This is a genomic window from Microcoleus sp. N3A4 (assembly GCF_036701805.1).
Taxonomy (GTDB): domain Bacteria; phylum Cyanobacteriota; class Cyanobacteriia; order Cyanobacteriales; family Microcoleaceae; genus Microcoleus.
Genome location: NZ_JAUBRJ010000029.1, coordinates 15851 through 33099, shown reverse-complemented (window position 1 = coordinate 33099; position 17249 = coordinate 15851). Strand labels below are relative to the sequence as shown.

Sequence of the window (17249 nt, the reverse complement as noted above, 5' to 3'; positions counted from 1 at the left end):
TATCTGGGGTGTGTTTCATCAACCTGGAATCTGCTGTATCAGTGGAGTCGCTTTCTTCAAATCTAAAATCTAAAATCTAAAATCTAAAATCGATTGATGGCGGACTAATTCCCATCCGGGTTTGTAGGAAATGTGACGGTAAAATTAGTCCAGCCATTGCTGCTTTCAACCTCTATTTTTCCCTGCAACTGTTCGACAAGTTTTTGAACCAAAGCTAAACCCAAACCTGTACCTCCTTGTTTCCAAGGATCGGCGTTGGGAACTCGATAAAATTTCTCAAAAATTCGAGGCAATTCCTCTATGGAAATGGACGATTGATTGCTGAGTGTAAATTCGATTTCGGAAGCCAGAGCACTTGCTTGTCGCGAATTTTTCCCTTGTCCTCCATCTTTCCTGTCTCCCTTTTTGCACTCAACTTTCAGAGAGATTTCGCCGTCATTAGCAGTATATTTGCAGGCATTGTTGAGGAGCTCTGCTAAAATTCGTCCCAAACTAGCGCGGTTGGAACAAATCGTGGGGAGGTGGCGATCGCACTCTACTCGCAAATCCTGGTGCCGGTTGTGGGCCCGGGTGTAAAACGGGTCGATAATAGTAGGCAGCCAGACTTCTAAGTTTACTGGTTCGAGGTCGATCGGACAAGTTGCTGCTTCGAGCCGCTGCAAATCGAGCAAAGCATTAATCAAATCAGTTTCTCTAGTACATTCTGTTTCTAAAATTTCAAGATAAATCTGGCGCCGGTCTGGTGTCGGAGAAATTCTCAGCATATGAATAGCCATTTTTATATTAGCTAAAGGCGTCCGCAGTTCGTGAGAAACTGTGCTGAGAAATTCATCTTTGAGGACGTTTAAATGCTGGAGTTCGTGAACTTTTTGCTGCAATTCGGCGGTGCGTTCTTGGACTTGACGTTCGAGGTCAGTGTTGAGGTTTTGGACTTGCTGGTAGAGTTGGGCTTGCTGAATGGCGATCGCGATTTGAGTTGCCAGTTGCTGCAGCAAATCCACTTCCGAAGGCTGCCACTGCCGGGATTGGGAACACTGATGGACGCACATCATCCCCCACAAATTGCCGTCTTGCAAAATTGGTACAATCAAATAAGCTTTGATTTGCGCTTGCTGGAACCGCGCATATTTTTCGGCGCTCAAACCGGCTTGGTCGATGTCGGGGACGGCATAAATTTCCTGTTCGATCGCCGAAGCAGATTCTTGCCAAATATTATCGGGCAGGATTTCTCCCAAGATTGAAGGCCAATTTTCGGCAACGGATTCTGCCACGACAATGCCGGAATTGCTGCACTCTAAATGCAGGATTGCTACTCGGTCAGCTTGCAAAACTTGGCGGACTTCATCGACGCTGGCGTGGAGAATTTCTTCGAGGTTTAAGGATTGGTGAATCCGCAAGGAAATGTGAGTTAACAGGCGATCGCGCTGCAATTGTTCGTGGAGTTTTGCAGTCCGTTCCCGCACCTGCTGTTCCAGTTTGGCGTTGCGGCTTTGCAGCAGTTCCACTTTTTCGGCTTGGAGCTGATAAACTGACTGCTGCAACTGTTTGACAACTCGGTACATTTCGGTCGGGTCGAGGACTCGGAGCAAGCTCGTTTGAGTAATAATTCCCAACAGTTCTCCGCGCCCCCCGCACACGACCAACCGCTGCACTTGTTGCTGCTGCATTTCTTTGTGCGCCGTCCACAGGGAATCGGAAGGTTGAAGAAATTGCAGGGGAGTTCTCATAACTTTTTGAGCAGGGGTTTGCTGGAAATTTAGTTCGAGAAACTGTGCCTGCACAATGTCATATTCGGTAATAATTCCCAGGGGGTGGTGAAAGGAGTAGTGAAAAATGGAGGTATAGTCATCTTTGGGCTTCTCCATTGTTAATTCTTTGTTTTTTGTAATGACTACGCAACTGGCTTGATGCTGTGACATCAGTTCGGTTATGCTTAGCAGCGAGGCGGTATGGGGCGCTGTAATTGGCGTAGTCATCAATTCTGCTACGCGCCGCAATTTGAGAATGTTTGAAGGCTGCAATACTTGGCGAATTCTTTCCCGCGTCAGCACTCCTACCAAGTGGCGAAATTGATTGACGATCGGCAAATAGCGAATCCCGTGCTGGCGAAATAAGGATAAAGCGGCGAACACGTCTTGGTCGTCGGATTCTGTGAGGGAGACCGACACCGGGGACATCACTTCGGAAATTGGTATTTTGTGTAGGGCTACTTTTTGCTGGCTGTCTATTTTGCCAGAAGCTATCAGCCTTACTAAGTCGGCGGGACTTAATATGCCGATTAACAGCCCGCGGCTGGGGTTGTCGGATAAGTTGCCTGTGGTAATAGTTTGCTCGTTCTGCACGACGAACACGCAGCGGGCCCGCACCTTCTCCGGCCCCGACGTTTCGGTCATCGCCCCCCGGTCTGAGGGTAAAGGTGTTTTGACTAGGGGACAACTGTTTTGCAACTGACTCATCAGGGCGATCGCCACTGCTAAAGAAGTTTCTGGCCCGGCAGTTAGGGGGTACCGGTCGATCGCTTGTTCTAAGGCTGAGGAGTAAAAGGGCGGGTGGTAAAACGGCATAGTTGATTGCAGGTTGTCAGAGGGCGGCTAACGATCGGGCAAAGCCTTGGGGAACGGGAGAAACACCTCGCCTGTGCTTAGGATTTAAATAATAGACTTTCTAATTTATTATTTCCACGCAATCTGAGCTTTAGATTAATGGTGTCACTAATTCGCAATCTCACCGATCTCGAATCCTTGGACGGTTTTTACTGCCTGCTTTTATCCTGAGACTCCCCTATAATCAAAATAACCCGAATGTAAAGTTTTACTACAAGATTTATCATAATGACAACTTTAAGCTTAGAGCAAATTGCCGCCAAGTTAGAAAGCGAAAATTCAGCCGATCGAATGGTGGCTTTGGCCAATTTGCGGAACGTGCCTGCTGCAGAGGCGGTGCCTTTGATTAAAAAGGTGTTGAACGACGAAAGTTTGCAAGTGCGATCGATGGCTGTGTTTGCTCTCGGAGTCAAACCAACTGAAGAATGCTATCCCATTCTAGTCAAATTGCTAGAAACTGACCCAGATTACGGCATTCGCGCTGACGCTGCGGGTGCTTTGGGCTATCTCGAAGATATCAGAGCTTTTGATGCTTTGGTGCGGGCTTTTTACGAAGATACTCAATGGCTGGTGCGCTTCAGCGCTGCTGTTTCTCTGGGGAATCTCAAAGATCCCCGGGCTCGCGACGTGTTGCTAAAAGCTCTCGAAAGCGAGCAAGTGGTGATCCAGCAGGCGGCAATTTCGGCTTTGGGGGAAATTAAAGATATTGGGGCGATCGATCGCATCCTCGATTTTGCTCAGTCGGAAGATTGGCTGATCCGTCAGAGGCTGGCTGAAGCTTTGGGTAATTTGCCGAGTGTTAAGAGCGTTTCGGCTTTAAAATACTTAGAAAAAGATAGCAATTCTCAAGTATCTGAGGCGGCAACAATTTCTCTCGATCGTTTGTCGAAAGCAGAAGTGTAAAAATTTGTAGAGGCGGGTTCACTAAAATCTGTAATTTAAGTAGTAGAATCAGATCGACCCGCCCCGGCTGCGATGTTTGAAAAAATTATTGTTTTGAGAGAGGGAGTTAAATGCCCTACAGCCAATTTAGCATAGAACAAATTAAGGCAACTTTCGGCATCGCCTTTTCGAGCAAGATGGGCTTGTTTGCCGACATTCCCGAAATAGAACCCAGCAGTTTTTTGCAAGAAACTTTGCAATTCAATCTGCCTTTAGCACTAGAAATTAATTCCGAGAAAGCTCGCTCCGAGCTAATTGTCGCGCCAATATTAGTTGAGATAAAAAGACGGCTCCCGGAACGGATGAGTTTATTTTCCGGTCGAGAATTCAATGTAGACGCTGCTAGAGGTTTGAGCGGTTATTGCGATTTTCTAATTAGCAGATCGCCGGAACAGCTAGTCATTGAATCCCCTGTTATCGCCTTGGTTGAAGCCAAAAATGACAACATCCAATCCGGCTTAGGACAGTGCATGGCAGAAACGATCGCAGCACAAATATTTAACCAGCGTCAAGAAAATGACATTCAGATAATTTATGGAGTTGTCACAACTGGGAGTATCTGGAAATTTTTCAAATTAGAAGGAATTGCGATCGAGATTGACACCAGCGAATATTTTATTAATAATGTTGGTAAAATTCTCGGTATCTTAATAAATTTTATAGAGTCTTGAGTGAAACCAGAATGTATGATTTAACCTGCGAGGGCAAATCGCAAGTTAAAATAGTTCTTGATATCCTTTAACCAAAGCCAGCCATGAATCAAGCGCCCAATCCTTTTAACTCAAATCCATCCAATCCGCTAGACCCCTTGGAGCAAGAACTGGACGAGCAAGGTGAAGGCTTGCCGAGACAGTACCACCCGGCCACTAAAAAAACTCTGCAAAAAGTCTTTATTATCCTGGTAGTTGTCGGGGCAATTATTGGGGGAATTCTATCTATAGGTGTGATTTCGCTGATGCAGAAGGCGGGACTGACAGATGTGCCGGCAAGGGTACAAAATCCTAAGTAATCAAGTCCGAAGGATCTGTCGATGCTGAATGCACTGATTTTCTGGGATGAAGCTTGAGAAACTATGATGTGTTGGATGGATGTTTTCTAAATAATTGATGCTTAAAAATTCTACGGCTGCGCCCGATCGCATTTCACAGCGAGAGATTTCGGAAAAACTTGTCTCCGCAGGCTTTCACGCTCTTTCTGACCCCCTGCGGATTCAGATTTTGGAGTTGCTGCGGGAACAGGAGTTGTGCGTTTGCGATTTGTGCGATCGGCTTTCTGTCCCTCAGCCTAAACTCTCTTTTCACCTCAAAGCCTTGAAGGATGCAGCTTTAGTCCGCAGCCGCCAAGAAGGGCGCTGGATCTACTACAGCCTCAATTTAGCTCAGTTTGTCGCCCTCGAACAGTACCTCGCCGAATACCGCCGCTTCAGCCAGATCCTGCCGGCGCGCCCTTGTTCTGACGCAGATTAACCCATCAACATTTCTTAATGTATTAATTGCCTGTTTGTCTTTCCTCATACTTGACATATCAAATTTTATTGATATGATTCCAGTGTACCCCTTAGTTATGGCATTGGGTGAGGTCAATGAACTCAGCAGAAAAGCCCAAGGTTTTCGCACTAAGTATAATTGCTTTGACCGTAGGTGCGATCGGGCTTCTCAACTCCTGCGGACAAGTCCAGTCGCCAGAATCGCAAAGCATTAAAATAGACGGTTCCAGCACCGTGTATCCAATTACGGATGCGATCGCCAAAGAATATCAAAATACCAATCCCAAAAAAGCATCAATTACTGTTGAATTCTCCGGTACTGGTGGAGGATTTAGAAAGTTTTGTGCTGGCGAAACTGACATCAGCAACGCCTCGCGACCCATCAGCCCAGGGGAAATGGAAGCCTGCAACAAAGCAGGCATCCGCTACTACGAATTACCTGTCGCATTTGACGCGCTCACAGTAGTAGTCAATCCCAAAAATGACTGGGCAAAAAACATTACTGTAGAGGAATTGAAAAAGATTTGGGAACCTGCCGCCCAGGGAAAAATTACTCGCTGGAATCAGATCAGACCCAGTTGGCCAAATCAACCCATCACCCTCTATGGTGCAGGTAAAGATTCCGGTACATTTGACTACTTCACAGAAGCAACAGTAGGTACTGCGAAAGCCAGTCGTACCGACTACACAGACAGTGAAGATGATAATGTTTTAGTGCAGGGAGTTATCAAAGATCCAAATGCCTTGGGTTACTTTGGCTTAAGCTATTACGAAGTCAATCAAACTCAATTAAAAGCTGTAGGTATTGACAGAGGCAAAGGAGCAGTGTTGCCCTCCCGCGAAACTGTAGAAAAAGCTCAGTATCAGCCCCTGGCACGACCTCTATTTATCTATGTCAACTACAACTCGGCTCAAAAAAAAGTAGAACTACGCAACTTTGTAGAATTCTACATGAAGAAAGCTCCGACCTTAGTTAGTTCTGTGGGTTATATTCCTTTACCCAGAGAAGGCTATCAACTAATTTATCAGCACTTCTACAATGGCAAGGTGGGGACAGTTTTTGGTGGCAAAGCTCAGCTTGACTCGACAATTGGCGAGTTATTGCGACAACAGGCAACTTTTTAGGTATCAGTGGGAAGGCTTCTGCATTGCAACTATAATCCTACAACAGAGGTAAACTTATCACGGATCGACTCAATGTTCAAGTCAGTTTATAAGACAGCGAGCAACTTGTTCTCACCGGAGTGCAGGAGAGAAGCAATCGCAGAATTTCTGGGTACATTTATTCTGGTTTTTGCTGGCACTGGCGCCGTGATGGTCAACAAAATTAGCCAGGGTGCTATCACTCATTTAGGCATCAGTTTTGTCTTTGGAGCCGTTGTTGCCGCGATGATTTATGCTACGGGTCATATTAGCAGCGCTCACCTGAATCCGGCTGTAACATTAGCTTTTTGGACGAGCGGTTTTTTTCCAAAAAAACGTGTCTTGCCTTACATTTTAGCGCAGTGTTTGGGGGCGATCGCAGCTTCTCAATTGCTGCTAATTACTTTAGGTGAAGTAGCAAATCTCGGTGCAACTGTTCCTCTCAATGGTAACTGGTTGCAGTCTCTAATTTTAGAAACAGTATTGACTTTTATCCTAATGTTTGTTATCCTAGGTTCTGGACTTGACAGGCGCGCTCATATCGGTTTTGCGGGAATAGCAATCGGGTTAACTGTAGGACTGGAAGCTGCATTTATGGGGCCAATTACTGGGGCAAGTATGAATCCGGCACGATCGCTCGGCCCGGCTTTAGTTGGCGGAATTTGGGAACACCATTGGGTTTATTGGGTGGCTCCGATTTGGGGAGCGCAATTAGCAGTCGCAGTTTATCGAGAACTGTCTAACGGATTTCGGGATTTTAATTAACAGTATCATGACAAATTTTACGCACAAACCGAGAATTTTGTTTCTATACGGCTCTTTAAGAGAGCGTTCTTACAGCCGCTTGTTGGCGGAAGAGTCGGCGAGAATTATTGAGGGTTTCGGGGCGGAAGTTCGGTTTTTCAATCCTCTAGAATTGCCGATTTACGGCAGCGTTTCCGATACGCATCCGAAGGTTCAGGAATTGCGCGAATTGAGCCTGTGGTCGGAGGGTCAAGTGTGGTCGAGTCCAGAAATGCACGGGAATATTACTGGCATTATGAAAAACCAAATTGACTGGATTCCTTTAAGCATTGGGGCCGTCAGACCGACTCAAGGCCGAACTTTGGCGGTGATGCAAGTTAGCGGCGGTTCCCAGTCTTTTAATGCTGTCAATACTTTGAGAATTTTGGGCCGCTGGATGCGGATGTTTACGATTCCGAATCAGTCTTCGGTTGCTAAGGCTTATCAGGAGTTTAATGATGATGGAACGATGAAGGATTCGCCTTATCGCGATCGCGTGATCGACGTAATGGAGGAATTGTACAAGTTTACCTTGCTGTTGCGGGAGCAAACCGACTATTTGACCGATCGCTACAGCGAACGCAAGGAACAAGCCGCTAAAGAGACGATCGACGTAGCAAATCGGGCCCTTGAGGTTAATTAAGGCGATTGAATCACCCGGCGATTGAATCACCCGGCGATTGAATCACCCGGCGATTGAAATCGCGGCTACAAAAACAAAACCCGCCTGCGCGGGTTGAAGAATAAAGGATTTCTCTTCAGTCCACGGAGGTGGACTTCGGTTGTGTAGTCGCGGTTTCTAACCGCCGGAATCCCGACAACAACCAATAACCAACAACTAACAACCAACAACCAACAAAAACCATGAAAAAAGTAATGTTTGTTTGCAAAAGAAACTCCTGCCGATCGCAAATGGCAGAAGGATTCGCTAAAACCATCGGAGACGGCAAAATTGGAGTCACCAGTTCCGGTTTAGAATCAAGCAAAGTTCATCCGACAGCAATTCAAGTCATGTCAGAAATCGGCATCGACATCACCGATCAAACATCAAACCCATTAAGCGAATTTAATGCCGAAGACTACGATGCAGTAATTTCTCTCTGCGGCTGCGGTGTGAATTTACCCGAAGCGTGGGTATTGCGAGAAGTGTTTGAAGATTGGCAACTTGACGATCCCGACGGACAACCCATCGAAACTTTTCACCGCGTTCGAGATGAAATTAAAGCACGAGTTGAGAAATTAGTGGACTCTCTAAAGTAAGATTAGTGTCAAAATTATAATTCTTGCCTTGTCGGTTTTAACTCAGCTCTTGCAGTATTGTCAATAAGCCTTTTATGAACAGGCAAGATGCCTGTTCCACAACAAAATTCATCTCCTGTGGAACAGGCATCTTGCCTGTTTCTAAGAATGGTGCAAGATGTGAGTTTCAATTAACTTTGTAGCGATCGGTTAAAATTTGGATATGTCGCATCCAAAGAATTAGTGCTAAATTATGAGAGGCGTTCCGGCCGAACGCCTCTACATTCGTTGCGATCGGAGACCAAAAGGTTAGCACATGATTCAGACAGCAGTCACGCCTTTCAAAAACAAACTTCACTCAGCTTTAACTAAAAAGCAGATTACAGTTTTACAAATTAATCTCGGCAAACGCTGCAATCTCGCTTGCACTCACTGCCACGTAGAAGCTAGCCCGAAACGAACAGAAGAACTTTCCCCGGAAATTTGCGACCAATTAATTCAAATTATTCGCCGTTTTTCTCAAATTCAAACTGTTGACCTCACCGGCGGTGCTCCCGAAATGCTTTACGGTTTTAAACCGCTGGCGGAAGCTGCCAGGGCGGCAGGTAAAGAGGTCATTGTTCGTTCTAATTTGACGATTTACTTTGAAAAAGGTTTTGAAGATATTCCCGAATATTGCGCGCAGCATCAACTCAGAATTGTGGCGTCGCTTCCCTGCTACCAAGCTGACAATGTGGATAAAATGCGCGGCAGCGGTGTTTTTGATACTTCGATTCGGGCCCTGCAAAAGCTCAATCAGTTGGGATACGGGAAAAACCCAAATTTAACTCTGGATTTGGTGTACAATCCACAAGTGCCGGCAACAGACAAGTTTTCGCTAACACCGGAACAGGGCAAGTTAGAGGAAGATTACAAGGTTTATTTAGCCGAACATTTTGGGATTTGTTTTAATCAATTGTTCGCGATTACTAATTTACCGGTGGGACGGACTAAGTTTCATTTGGAACATAAGAAACTGCACAAGCCTTATCTCGGGTTTTTGGAGGATAGTTTTAATCCCGGTACTGTGGAACATTTAATGTGCCGCAACGAATTGTCGATCGACTATTTGGGCAATGTCTACGACTGCGATTTTAACCAGATGGAAAATCTGCCGGCAAAAACTGGCAGCGGGGCAAAGATAACTGTTGCTAAATTGCTTGAATCTGGCAGTTTAGATTTGATTCAAGAGGTGCAAACTGCTGCTTATTGTTACGGCTGTACGGCGGGTTGCGGTTCTAGCTGCGGCGGTACTTTGATTTAATTTAAGGGAAAAGTTGCGCTTTATATCATCAATGGGATGAATACAGTAGGGACACGGCAGTGCCGTGTCCCTACCCTGGAAACGACGGTGTATGTAATGAATGAATGGAGATTTTAAGCAATGAATGATTCGCGATCGCCCGGTGAAAATCCGCCAGCATCAAACAGGTGGAAGCTGATTTTAGGGATTGGTTTAGCTGTGGCTTTGATTGTGGCGGCAAAGTTTTTTAACTTTCAAGGAATTCTGAAAAATGCGCTGGAGTCGATCGCGAGTCTCGGCCCGTGGGGCCCGGCAGCTTTTATTTTCATTTACATTGTCGCAACGGTTCTATTTATCCCCGGTTCTTTGCTGACTCTCGGTTCTGGCGTTTTGTTCGGAGTCGTTGGCGGTTCGGTTTGCGTTTCCATCGGCTCGGTTTTAGGCGCAACTTGCGCTTTTTTGGTAGGGCGGTATTTAACTCGCGACTGGGTTTCCAAACAGATAGAGGGGAATCAAAAATTTAAGGCGATCGACTCCGCAGTTGCCTCTGAAGGATGGAAAATTGTGCTGCTGACGCGGCTTTCTCCCATTTTTCCGTTTAATTTGCTTAACTATGCTTTTGGAGTCACGCAGGTATCTCTAAAAGACTATTTTTTCGCATCTTGGATCGGCATGATTCCGGGAACTGTCATGTATGTTTATATCGGTTCCCTGGCCGGGAGTTTGGCTGCACTCGGATCTAGCGGGCGATCGCGCACTGCTGCTGAGTGGACTCTCTACGGCATTGGTTTGCTAGCAACGATCGCCCTCACCGTTTATGCAACCCGCTTGGCAAAAAAAGCTTTAGATGAAAAAATTTCCCCTTGAACCTACAGCGCAAATTATTAAAATTGTCAATAAGTATTTACCCCTAAATGAGGATACATTGCTAATTTAAAAAACTCCGTGTTTTCTCTGTGTTATTTACAATTATTTTGTTATACAAACGAGATAGATATTAAAGATATCGTAAAGCACAAACCTCAAGTAGGTAAACCGAAGGTCGAAATATCAAGCTGATGCCAAAATAGAAGGCGAGCGTGCGATCGGAATAAGAATTGTTTGCAGTCAGGAATGCAAGTCATACCATTTTAAATTTGAGATTTGAGATTTTAGATTGGGAATGACTGATGACTACCAAGGTTGGGAGCACCGGCCTACAGTTGCATTATTTTCTGAAACTGGTCTCGCGACTTGGCTGATATTAATTCTGCCGAATGACCAATACCCTTTGATGAATTTGATTCGGAGAGAACATTTGATGATGCAAAACCCAGCAAATCAAGCCGGATCAGTGTCTGGGCAGCCACCCCAAGCAAAAAAACTGCGCCGCTTTTGGGACAACATCAGTAGTTCTGCTCAATCGCGGTGGCAGCAAGCGCACAGTCTTTGGCAGCACAGACGGCAGCGCCGCCATTTGCTGACCCTGCTAATTCTGGCCACCACGGCTTTAACCATTAGCACAACTGCTTGCATCAGCTATTTTTTTGTGCGCGGACTAATCCTCGACAATTTAAAGGAAATAGCACTATTAAAACTAGAAAAAGGCACCGACGAAATCGACCGCTGGCTCAGCAACCGCAAAGCAGAAATAGAAACCATTGCTTACGATCCTACGGTTAGGACTATCAATTGGAAATTAGTCGAACCCAGGTTGCAAGGAGAAATATACAGGTTAAAAGAGTATTTCATCCTGTCATTAACTCAACCCGACGGCTCATTTATCAACACTCTAGGCAACCGCGCCAACAACAAAGACCGCCAACACTTTCAAAAAGCAATGGCCGGGCATATCAACGTTTCCGACCCGCTGATCGGCCGCAGTACAAAAGTTTCGACGATCATCATTTCAGCTCCTATTTGGGCTTTACCTCCGGCTCCCAATCAAGTAATTGGAGTCCTATCGGGCAGCATTAAATTAGACAGAGTAACATCGGTCGCTAACAGCTTGCTGTACGGTTCCGACAGTTATGCTTTTGCGCTCAATTCACAAGGAGTGCCAATTGTTCATCCCAACAATAACTTAATCGGAAATACCGACCGCCCGGCCCCAAGCTTTTTACAGTCAAAAGACCCCGCACTCTCCACAATTGCGCGCCAGATGATCGACCGCCAGACGAACATCGAACTGGTAAAAATCGATAACAAATGGATGTATGTGGCCTATGCTCCCCTCAAGGAAGTTAACTGGTCGATGGCTTTAGTAATTCCCCGCGAAAATATTGAATCCCAACTGCAAGCATTAAATTTGCTGACATCCGTAGTCGCCGGACTGCTCGGCCCGGCAATGCTAGCAGCAATTTGGCTAATTTACTCTTCCGAAAACAATCGCGCTCAAGCGGAGCGAGAAGCCATGCTCAACCGGATTGCCGGACGCATTCGGGCTTCCCTAGAATTAGACAAAATCGTGCAAAGTACAGTCGAAGAAATAGTAAGTTTGCTGCATCTAGAACGGGCGGCTTTTGGTTGGTACAAACCACAAGAAAAAATGTTACAAATCCTGTGGGAATGTTCACCATCTGATGGTTCGACACAACCTATAAAGTTTGATGCTTACTTTGTCGAAAATGTGTTATTGCGGAGCGGTCAAGGGGAGCCAATTATTTTTTCTAGGGACACTTTGGCTGAGGGTGCAGCTCAACATATCCAACTTAAAGCTAATAGCTATTTAGCGGTGCCTGTCCAGACTCAAAACCAGCCGCAGGGTTATTTAATTTGCAGCCACGCTACTCATTGGCTGTGGAGCGGGGAGGAAATCCAACTGTTAAAAGCTGTGGCAGACCAATTGGCGATCGCAATTACTCAATCTCACCTTTACAGTCAAACCCAAGACCAAGTAAAACTGCTCAATAGTGCCTTAAATGAACTGAAAAAAACTCAAACTCATTTAGTGCAGAGCGAAAAAATGTCATCCCTAGGTCAAATGGTAGCCGGGATAGCGCACGAAATCAACAACCCGGTTAACTTCATTTCGGCTAATTTGCCTCACACCAGCAAATATACTAAAGATTTATTAGACTTGGTGAGTTTATACAAACAAACCTTCCCAGAGGTTCCCCAGAAAATCGCAGATTTTGCAGAAGAAATTGAGTTAGAATTTATCGAGGAAGATTTGCCGCATATATTGGATTCTATGAAAATAGGAACCGAACGCATTCGCAGCATAGTTCTTTCTTTGCGTAACTTTTCTCGTCTAGATGAATCTGACAAAAAGCTGGCGGACATTCACGAAGGTATCGAAAATACCTTGCTGCTGCTCTCCAACCGCCTCAAAAATAGAATTTATATAGTCAAGAAATACGGCAAAGTGCCTTCAGTCGAGTGCTATCCGTCTCAGCTCAATCAGGTGTTTATGAACTTGCTGAGCAATGCGATCGATGCCTTGAACGAGATCGATCGCCTGGATAAAATCATAACTATTTCCACGGGAGTAGTTCGCGAAAATGGCGGAAAATTTCTGAAAGTGGCGATCGCCGACAACGGCCCGGGAATTCCCGACAGCGTTAAACACCAAATTTATAACCCATTTTTTACTACTAAACAGGTGGGCAAAGGCACTGGTTTGGGGTTAGCAATTAGCTACAAAATTGTAGTGGACGGACACGGTGGCAGCATCGAAATTTCTAAACCTCCGGGCGGCGGCACGCAGTTTTTGGTAAAAATTCCGATTAGTAACGAGCAGCAAGAAGCAAGCAGGAAGAGGGAAGGAAGCCAACGGATTTTTTAAGGGAGGTAACGCATAGAGGTTCGAGGGGAGAAACAGGTTTAATCAATGCTAATTTGAGGGCCGTTGGTTATACTAATTCTGAAAAGTAGGGACACGGCAATGCCGTGTCCTAATCCCGCGCCGGACACGGCATTGCCGTGTCCCTACGGTTAGGTATTAAAATTGAAAGAGTTTTTGTTAAAGGATGTTTTATGGCTGTTGGCAAGGATACAATTTTCGAGCGCTTTTTGTCGCCCCTGATTCGACTGGCGATCGACGAAGAAGCACTGAAACGACTCTACGAAGGTATCGACTGGGAAACAGCGGGCGATCGCTACCGACAACCCGACCTAGTTTATCCCGTATATTACAGCAGCCAAAACTTTCACGGCATTAAAGGCGGCTACCTCAACCCCAGTGCTGCCGTTTCCTACGATCCAATCACGCAATACGTCTTGCCTCCCCACGAAACAGTCGTCAGGCAAGGCTTAATTGACGCTGTGCGGGTGAAACCGCGCCGAATTATCGATTTGGGATGCGGCACCGGTTCGACAACGCTCATGCTCAAGCAGGCTTTTCCCGAAGCGGAAGTTGTCGGCCTGGACTTGTCGCCTTATATGCTGGTAGTCGCCGAAATGAAAGCGCAAAAAGCCGGCTTAAAAATCGAGTGGTTGCACGGAAATGCTGAAACCGTTGCTTTTCCAGATGCCAGCTTCGATTTAGTCGCAGCTTCCTTGCTGTTTCACGAGACGCCGCCTGCTGTATCGCGGGCAATTTTGCGAGAAAGCTTCCGACTGCTGAAGGTTGGGGGACAAGTGGCAATTTTGGACGGAAATCAAAAAACTTTGCGGCAGACAGAGTGGCTGACTGATATCTTTGAAGAGCCTTATATTAAGTCTTACGCGGCTGGCTGCGTCGATGCTTGGGCGGGGGCTGCTGGATTCGCGGCGGTGCAAACTCACGAACACTGGTGGGTGCATCAGGTGACGCAGGGCGTGAAACCTTTGCCTGGGGAAGATTTGGAACAGGTGCGGGTGGCGAGGGGGTGGAATTTGGGCGATCGAACTCCTGATTTTGATGGCGATTTACCAGGCATTCCAGCTCCCGCTTGATGTATTGTTACTTATGAATAACCGCCGAATAGAATTCGGCGCTACACAAGAATAACCACCGACTGGAAGTCGGGGCTACACAAACAAAGTCCGCGCAACGCGAGACTGAATAATAACTAATAACTAATAACTCATAACTCATAACTCATAACTCATAACTCATAACTCATAACTCATAACTAATGACTCTAAAAGCAGTTTTATTTGATTTTAATGGCGTTATTATTAATGACGAGCCGATTCATGAGAAAATAATCGATCGATTGATGCTAGATGAAAATCTCCAGCTCAAACGCGGGGAGTTTCGAGAAATTTGTTTGGGAAGGAGCGATCGCGCTTGCATTACCGAACTGCTCGATCGCCGGGGACGATTTGTGACAGAAACATATCTCGATCGACTGCTGCAGCGCAAGGCCGAAGCTTACAAAACTCAAATAGATACTTTGGAGAAACTGCCAATTTATCCGGGTTTGGCAGAATTTATTGCCAAAATTCGGGCCGCCGGACTGAAAATGGCCGTAGTTAGCGGGGCAATGCGATCGGATATAGAATTGGTGTTAGATCGGGCCGGTTTGGCAGCAAACTTTGAGTTAATTGTCGCAGGCGACGACTTGACGGCGAGCAAACCAGCACCCGACGGCTATCTATTGGCTGTGGAACTTCTCAACCAGAAATATCCCGACTTTAACCTGCAACCGATCGAATGTTTGGCGGTGGAAGATACTTTTGCGGGGATTGAAGCGGCGAAAAAAGCGGGGATTCAGGTGGCGGGGGTGACTCACACTTACCCGTTTCACATGATCCAGCGCCAAGCTAATTGGACGGTGGACTATTTTGCTGATTTAGAGTTGGACAGAGTGGCCCAACTTTGCTCGATCGCCCCCACTGAGCCGGCTGCGGAAAAAACTTGACGTTTTTAGCAGTTACGTGCTAATGTAGGTGACGGTCTGCGAACGTGAGAGCAAGCAAGACCTGTAAGCCTTTTAGATTCGGCAATCCCGCATCGAAAATGCTAAATTAAAACTCAATCAGGGGAATTAGCTCAGTTGGTAGAGCGCTGCGATCGCACCGCAGAGGCCAGCGGTTCGAGTCCGCTATTCTCCATAAATCAGGGGCACTTCTACAAGTGACGATCGCACTTCGCTTTGAGCTCAAAGCGAAGTGCGATCGTCACTAGCTTTGACACAAGCCTATTTTGTGCGATCGACCCGGTTGCTGCCTAACTCGTAGCATCCATAAGATAATTTATGTAAAGAAACCCGGTTTCTAATGTCACACTAATTGCTGAAAAGACGTATTTTGGTGTCTAAACCCGGTTTCAGAACAGAATGCAACGGTAGGCCCGTGCTCCAAACCCTTATTTCATCAGTGAAGCTCAAATCTAAAATCTCACATCTAACATGGTATCAGCCGGGTTTCTGTCGCAGTTGCCGTCAATCCCCACAAAGCATTCATTTTGTGAAAAACAATAAGTTTTGTAGCTAAACATACAACAGTCTTATGCACCGAGTCTTAATATCAAGTCGCTATGTGTTATTATTCTCAATCATCTGACTCATCTATTCAAGAGTAACCAGAAAAAATGGCAAAGCGATTCGATCGGCGGAAATTTCTTTTATACGGTTCTGCTACCCTAACATCAAGTTTATTTCTGAAAGCATGTAGAACTCCCACTCCAACCGCAACTCCAACGACTTCTCCCACATCAACAGGAACTACACCAGCAGCAAGCAGTGGAAACACGATCAAAGTAGGAATTTTGCATTCCTTGAGCGGCACAATGTCAATCAGCGAAAAAAGTGTTGTCGATGCCGAACAATTAGCGATCGAAGAAATCAATAAAGCTGGCGGTGTCCTCGGAAAACAAATCGAAACAGTAATAGAAGATGGCAACTCAGACTGGCCGACTTTTGCCGAAAAAGCCAAAAAATTGATCGACCAAGATAAAGTTGTCACTGTCTTCGGCTGCTGGACATCCGCCAGCCGCAAAGCAGTATTGCCAGTATTTGAAGAAAAAAATCATATGCTCTGGTATCCCGTACAATACGAGGGTCAAGAGTGTTCCAAGAATATCTTTTACACCGGGGCGGCGCCGAACCAACAAATCGAACCAGCAGTTGACTGGCTGCTAGAAAATAAAGGGAAAAAATTCTTCTTAGTCGGGTCTGACTACGTTTTTCCCCGGACGGCAAATACCATTATCAAGGCACAGCTAGCAGCCAAAGGCGGCGAATTAGTTGGGGAAGATTACATTCCTTTGGGCGGGACAGAAGTCACGCCAATTATTACTAAAATTAAGGCAGCTTTGCCAGACGGCGGTGTCATTTTCAATTCCCTCAACGGCGACAGCAACGTAGCATTTTTCAAACAGTTGCAGGGTGCAGGTTTGGGGCCGGACAAATATCCGTCAATGTCTGTGAGTATTGCGGAAGAAGAAGTAAAGGCGATCGGCGTAGAATATCTTAAAGGCCATTATGCCGCCTGGAATTACTTCATGACTGTGGAATCTCCGGCAAATACAAAATTTGTGGAAGCTTTCAAAGCAAAATACGGCAAAGAGAGAGTGACTAACGACCCGATGGAAGCAGCTTACATCATGGTTTACCTGTGGAAGCAAGCCGTCGAAAAAGCAGGGACAGCCGACGATTTGGAAAAAGTGCGGGCTGCAGCTTTGGGTCAAACTTTTGACGCGCCGGAGGGCAAAGTTACGATGGAAAACAACCACCACATCTCTAAATTTGTGAGGTTGGGCGAAGTGAGAGACGACGGTTTGTTTAACATCGCTTATGCTACGCCAGAAGCAGTGAAGCCGGTTCCTTGGAATCAGTTTGTCGCTGAAACAAAAGGCTTTTCTTGCGATTGGTCAGACCCCGCAAAAGGCGGAAAATTCAAGAGTTCATAATTAAGTTAATTT

15 protein-coding genes and 1 tRNA gene are annotated in these 17249 nt (G+C 46.0%); 15 read left to right on the top strand and 1 reads right to left on the bottom strand.

The window, feature by feature from the left end; translation table 11 throughout:
- Positions 1–104: 104 nt before the first annotated feature.
- Positions 105–2564, bottom strand: coding sequence for a CBS domain-containing protein (locus QUA56_RS17930; RefSeq protein WP_333359942.1), 2460 nt, complete (start codon positions 2562–2564; stop codon positions 105–107).
- Between the two features lie 267 nt (positions 2565–2831).
- Here QUA56_RS17930 and QUA56_RS17925 point away from each other — a divergent pair, with 267 nt between their 5' ends.
- From QUA56_RS17925 to urtA, 15 genes are all read left to right on the top strand, one after another.
- Entirely contained in the window at positions 2832–3506 is a 675-nt protein-coding gene (locus QUA56_RS17925; protein ID WP_333359940.1) for a HEAT repeat domain-containing protein, read from the top strand.
- A gap of 110 nt (positions 3507–3616) precedes the next feature.
- Complete coding sequence (locus QUA56_RS17920; protein ID WP_333359938.1) at positions 3617–4216, top strand: hypothetical protein; 600 nt, start codon at positions 3617–3619, stop codon at positions 4214–4216.
- An 83-nt stretch (positions 4217–4299) separates the two neighbouring features.
- On the top strand, positions 4300–4554 hold the full coding sequence (locus QUA56_RS17915) for a hypothetical protein (protein WP_333359935.1): 255 nt from the start codon (positions 4300–4302) through the stop codon (positions 4552–4554).
- A 97-nt stretch (positions 4555–4651) separates the two neighbouring features.
- Positions 4652–5011, top strand: coding sequence for a metalloregulator ArsR/SmtB family transcription factor (locus tag QUA56_RS17910; RefSeq protein ID WP_333359933.1), 360 nt, complete (start codon positions 4652–4654; stop codon positions 5009–5011).
- A 116-nt stretch (positions 5012–5127) separates the two neighbouring features.
- A complete protein-coding gene (locus QUA56_RS17905) occupies positions 5128–6156 on the top strand; it encodes a PstS family phosphate ABC transporter substrate-binding protein (RefSeq protein WP_333359931.1) in 1029 nt (342 codons plus the stop codon).
- Between the two features lie 72 nt (positions 6157–6228).
- Positions 6229–6939, top strand: coding sequence for an MIP/aquaporin family protein (locus QUA56_RS17900; protein WP_333359928.1), 711 nt, complete (start codon positions 6229–6231; stop codon positions 6937–6939).
- A gap of 7 nt (positions 6940–6946) precedes the next feature.
- Complete coding sequence (gene arsH, locus QUA56_RS17895) at positions 6947–7600, top strand: arsenical resistance protein ArsH (RefSeq protein ID WP_333359927.1); 654 nt, start codon at positions 6947–6949, stop codon at positions 7598–7600.
- Positions 7601–7821: 221 nt separating this feature from the next.
- Complete coding sequence (arsC, locus tag QUA56_RS17890) at positions 7822–8217, top strand: arsenate reductase, glutathione/glutaredoxin type (protein ID WP_333359924.1); 396 nt, start codon at positions 7822–7824, stop codon at positions 8215–8217.
- Between the two features lie 295 nt (positions 8218–8512).
- Complete coding sequence (gene arsS, locus QUA56_RS17885) at positions 8513–9499, top strand: arsenosugar biosynthesis radical SAM (seleno)protein ArsS (protein WP_333359922.1); 987 nt, start codon at positions 8513–8515, stop codon at positions 9497–9499.
- Between the two features lie 120 nt (positions 9500–9619).
- Entirely contained in the window at positions 9620–10345 is a 726-nt protein-coding gene (locus tag QUA56_RS17880; RefSeq protein ID WP_333359920.1) for a TVP38/TMEM64 family protein, read from the top strand.
- 295 nt (positions 10346–10640) lie between these two features.
- Positions 10641–13244: an ATP-binding protein gene (locus QUA56_RS17875; protein ID WP_333359918.1), complete on the top strand. Its 2604-nt coding sequence runs from the start codon at positions 10641–10643 to the stop codon at positions 13242–13244.
- Positions 13245–13435: 191 nt separating this feature from the next.
- Entirely contained in the window at positions 13436–14335 is a 900-nt protein-coding gene (locus tag QUA56_RS17870) for a methyltransferase domain-containing protein (RefSeq protein WP_333359916.1), read from the top strand.
- Between the two features lie 182 nt (positions 14336–14517).
- Complete coding sequence (locus QUA56_RS17865; RefSeq protein WP_333359914.1) at positions 14518–15246, top strand: HAD family phosphatase; 729 nt, start codon at positions 14518–14520, stop codon at positions 15244–15246.
- Between the two features lie 120 nt (positions 15247–15366).
- Positions 15367–15439 (top strand) — tRNA-Ala (locus QUA56_RS17860).
- A 478-nt stretch (positions 15440–15917) separates the two neighbouring features.
- Positions 15918–17237 (top strand): urea ABC transporter substrate-binding protein, encoded by a 1320-nt coding sequence (gene urtA, locus QUA56_RS17855; protein WP_333359912.1) that lies wholly within the window; start codon positions 15918–15920, stop codon positions 17235–17237.
- The last annotated feature ends 12 nt before the right edge of the window (positions 17238–17249 follow it).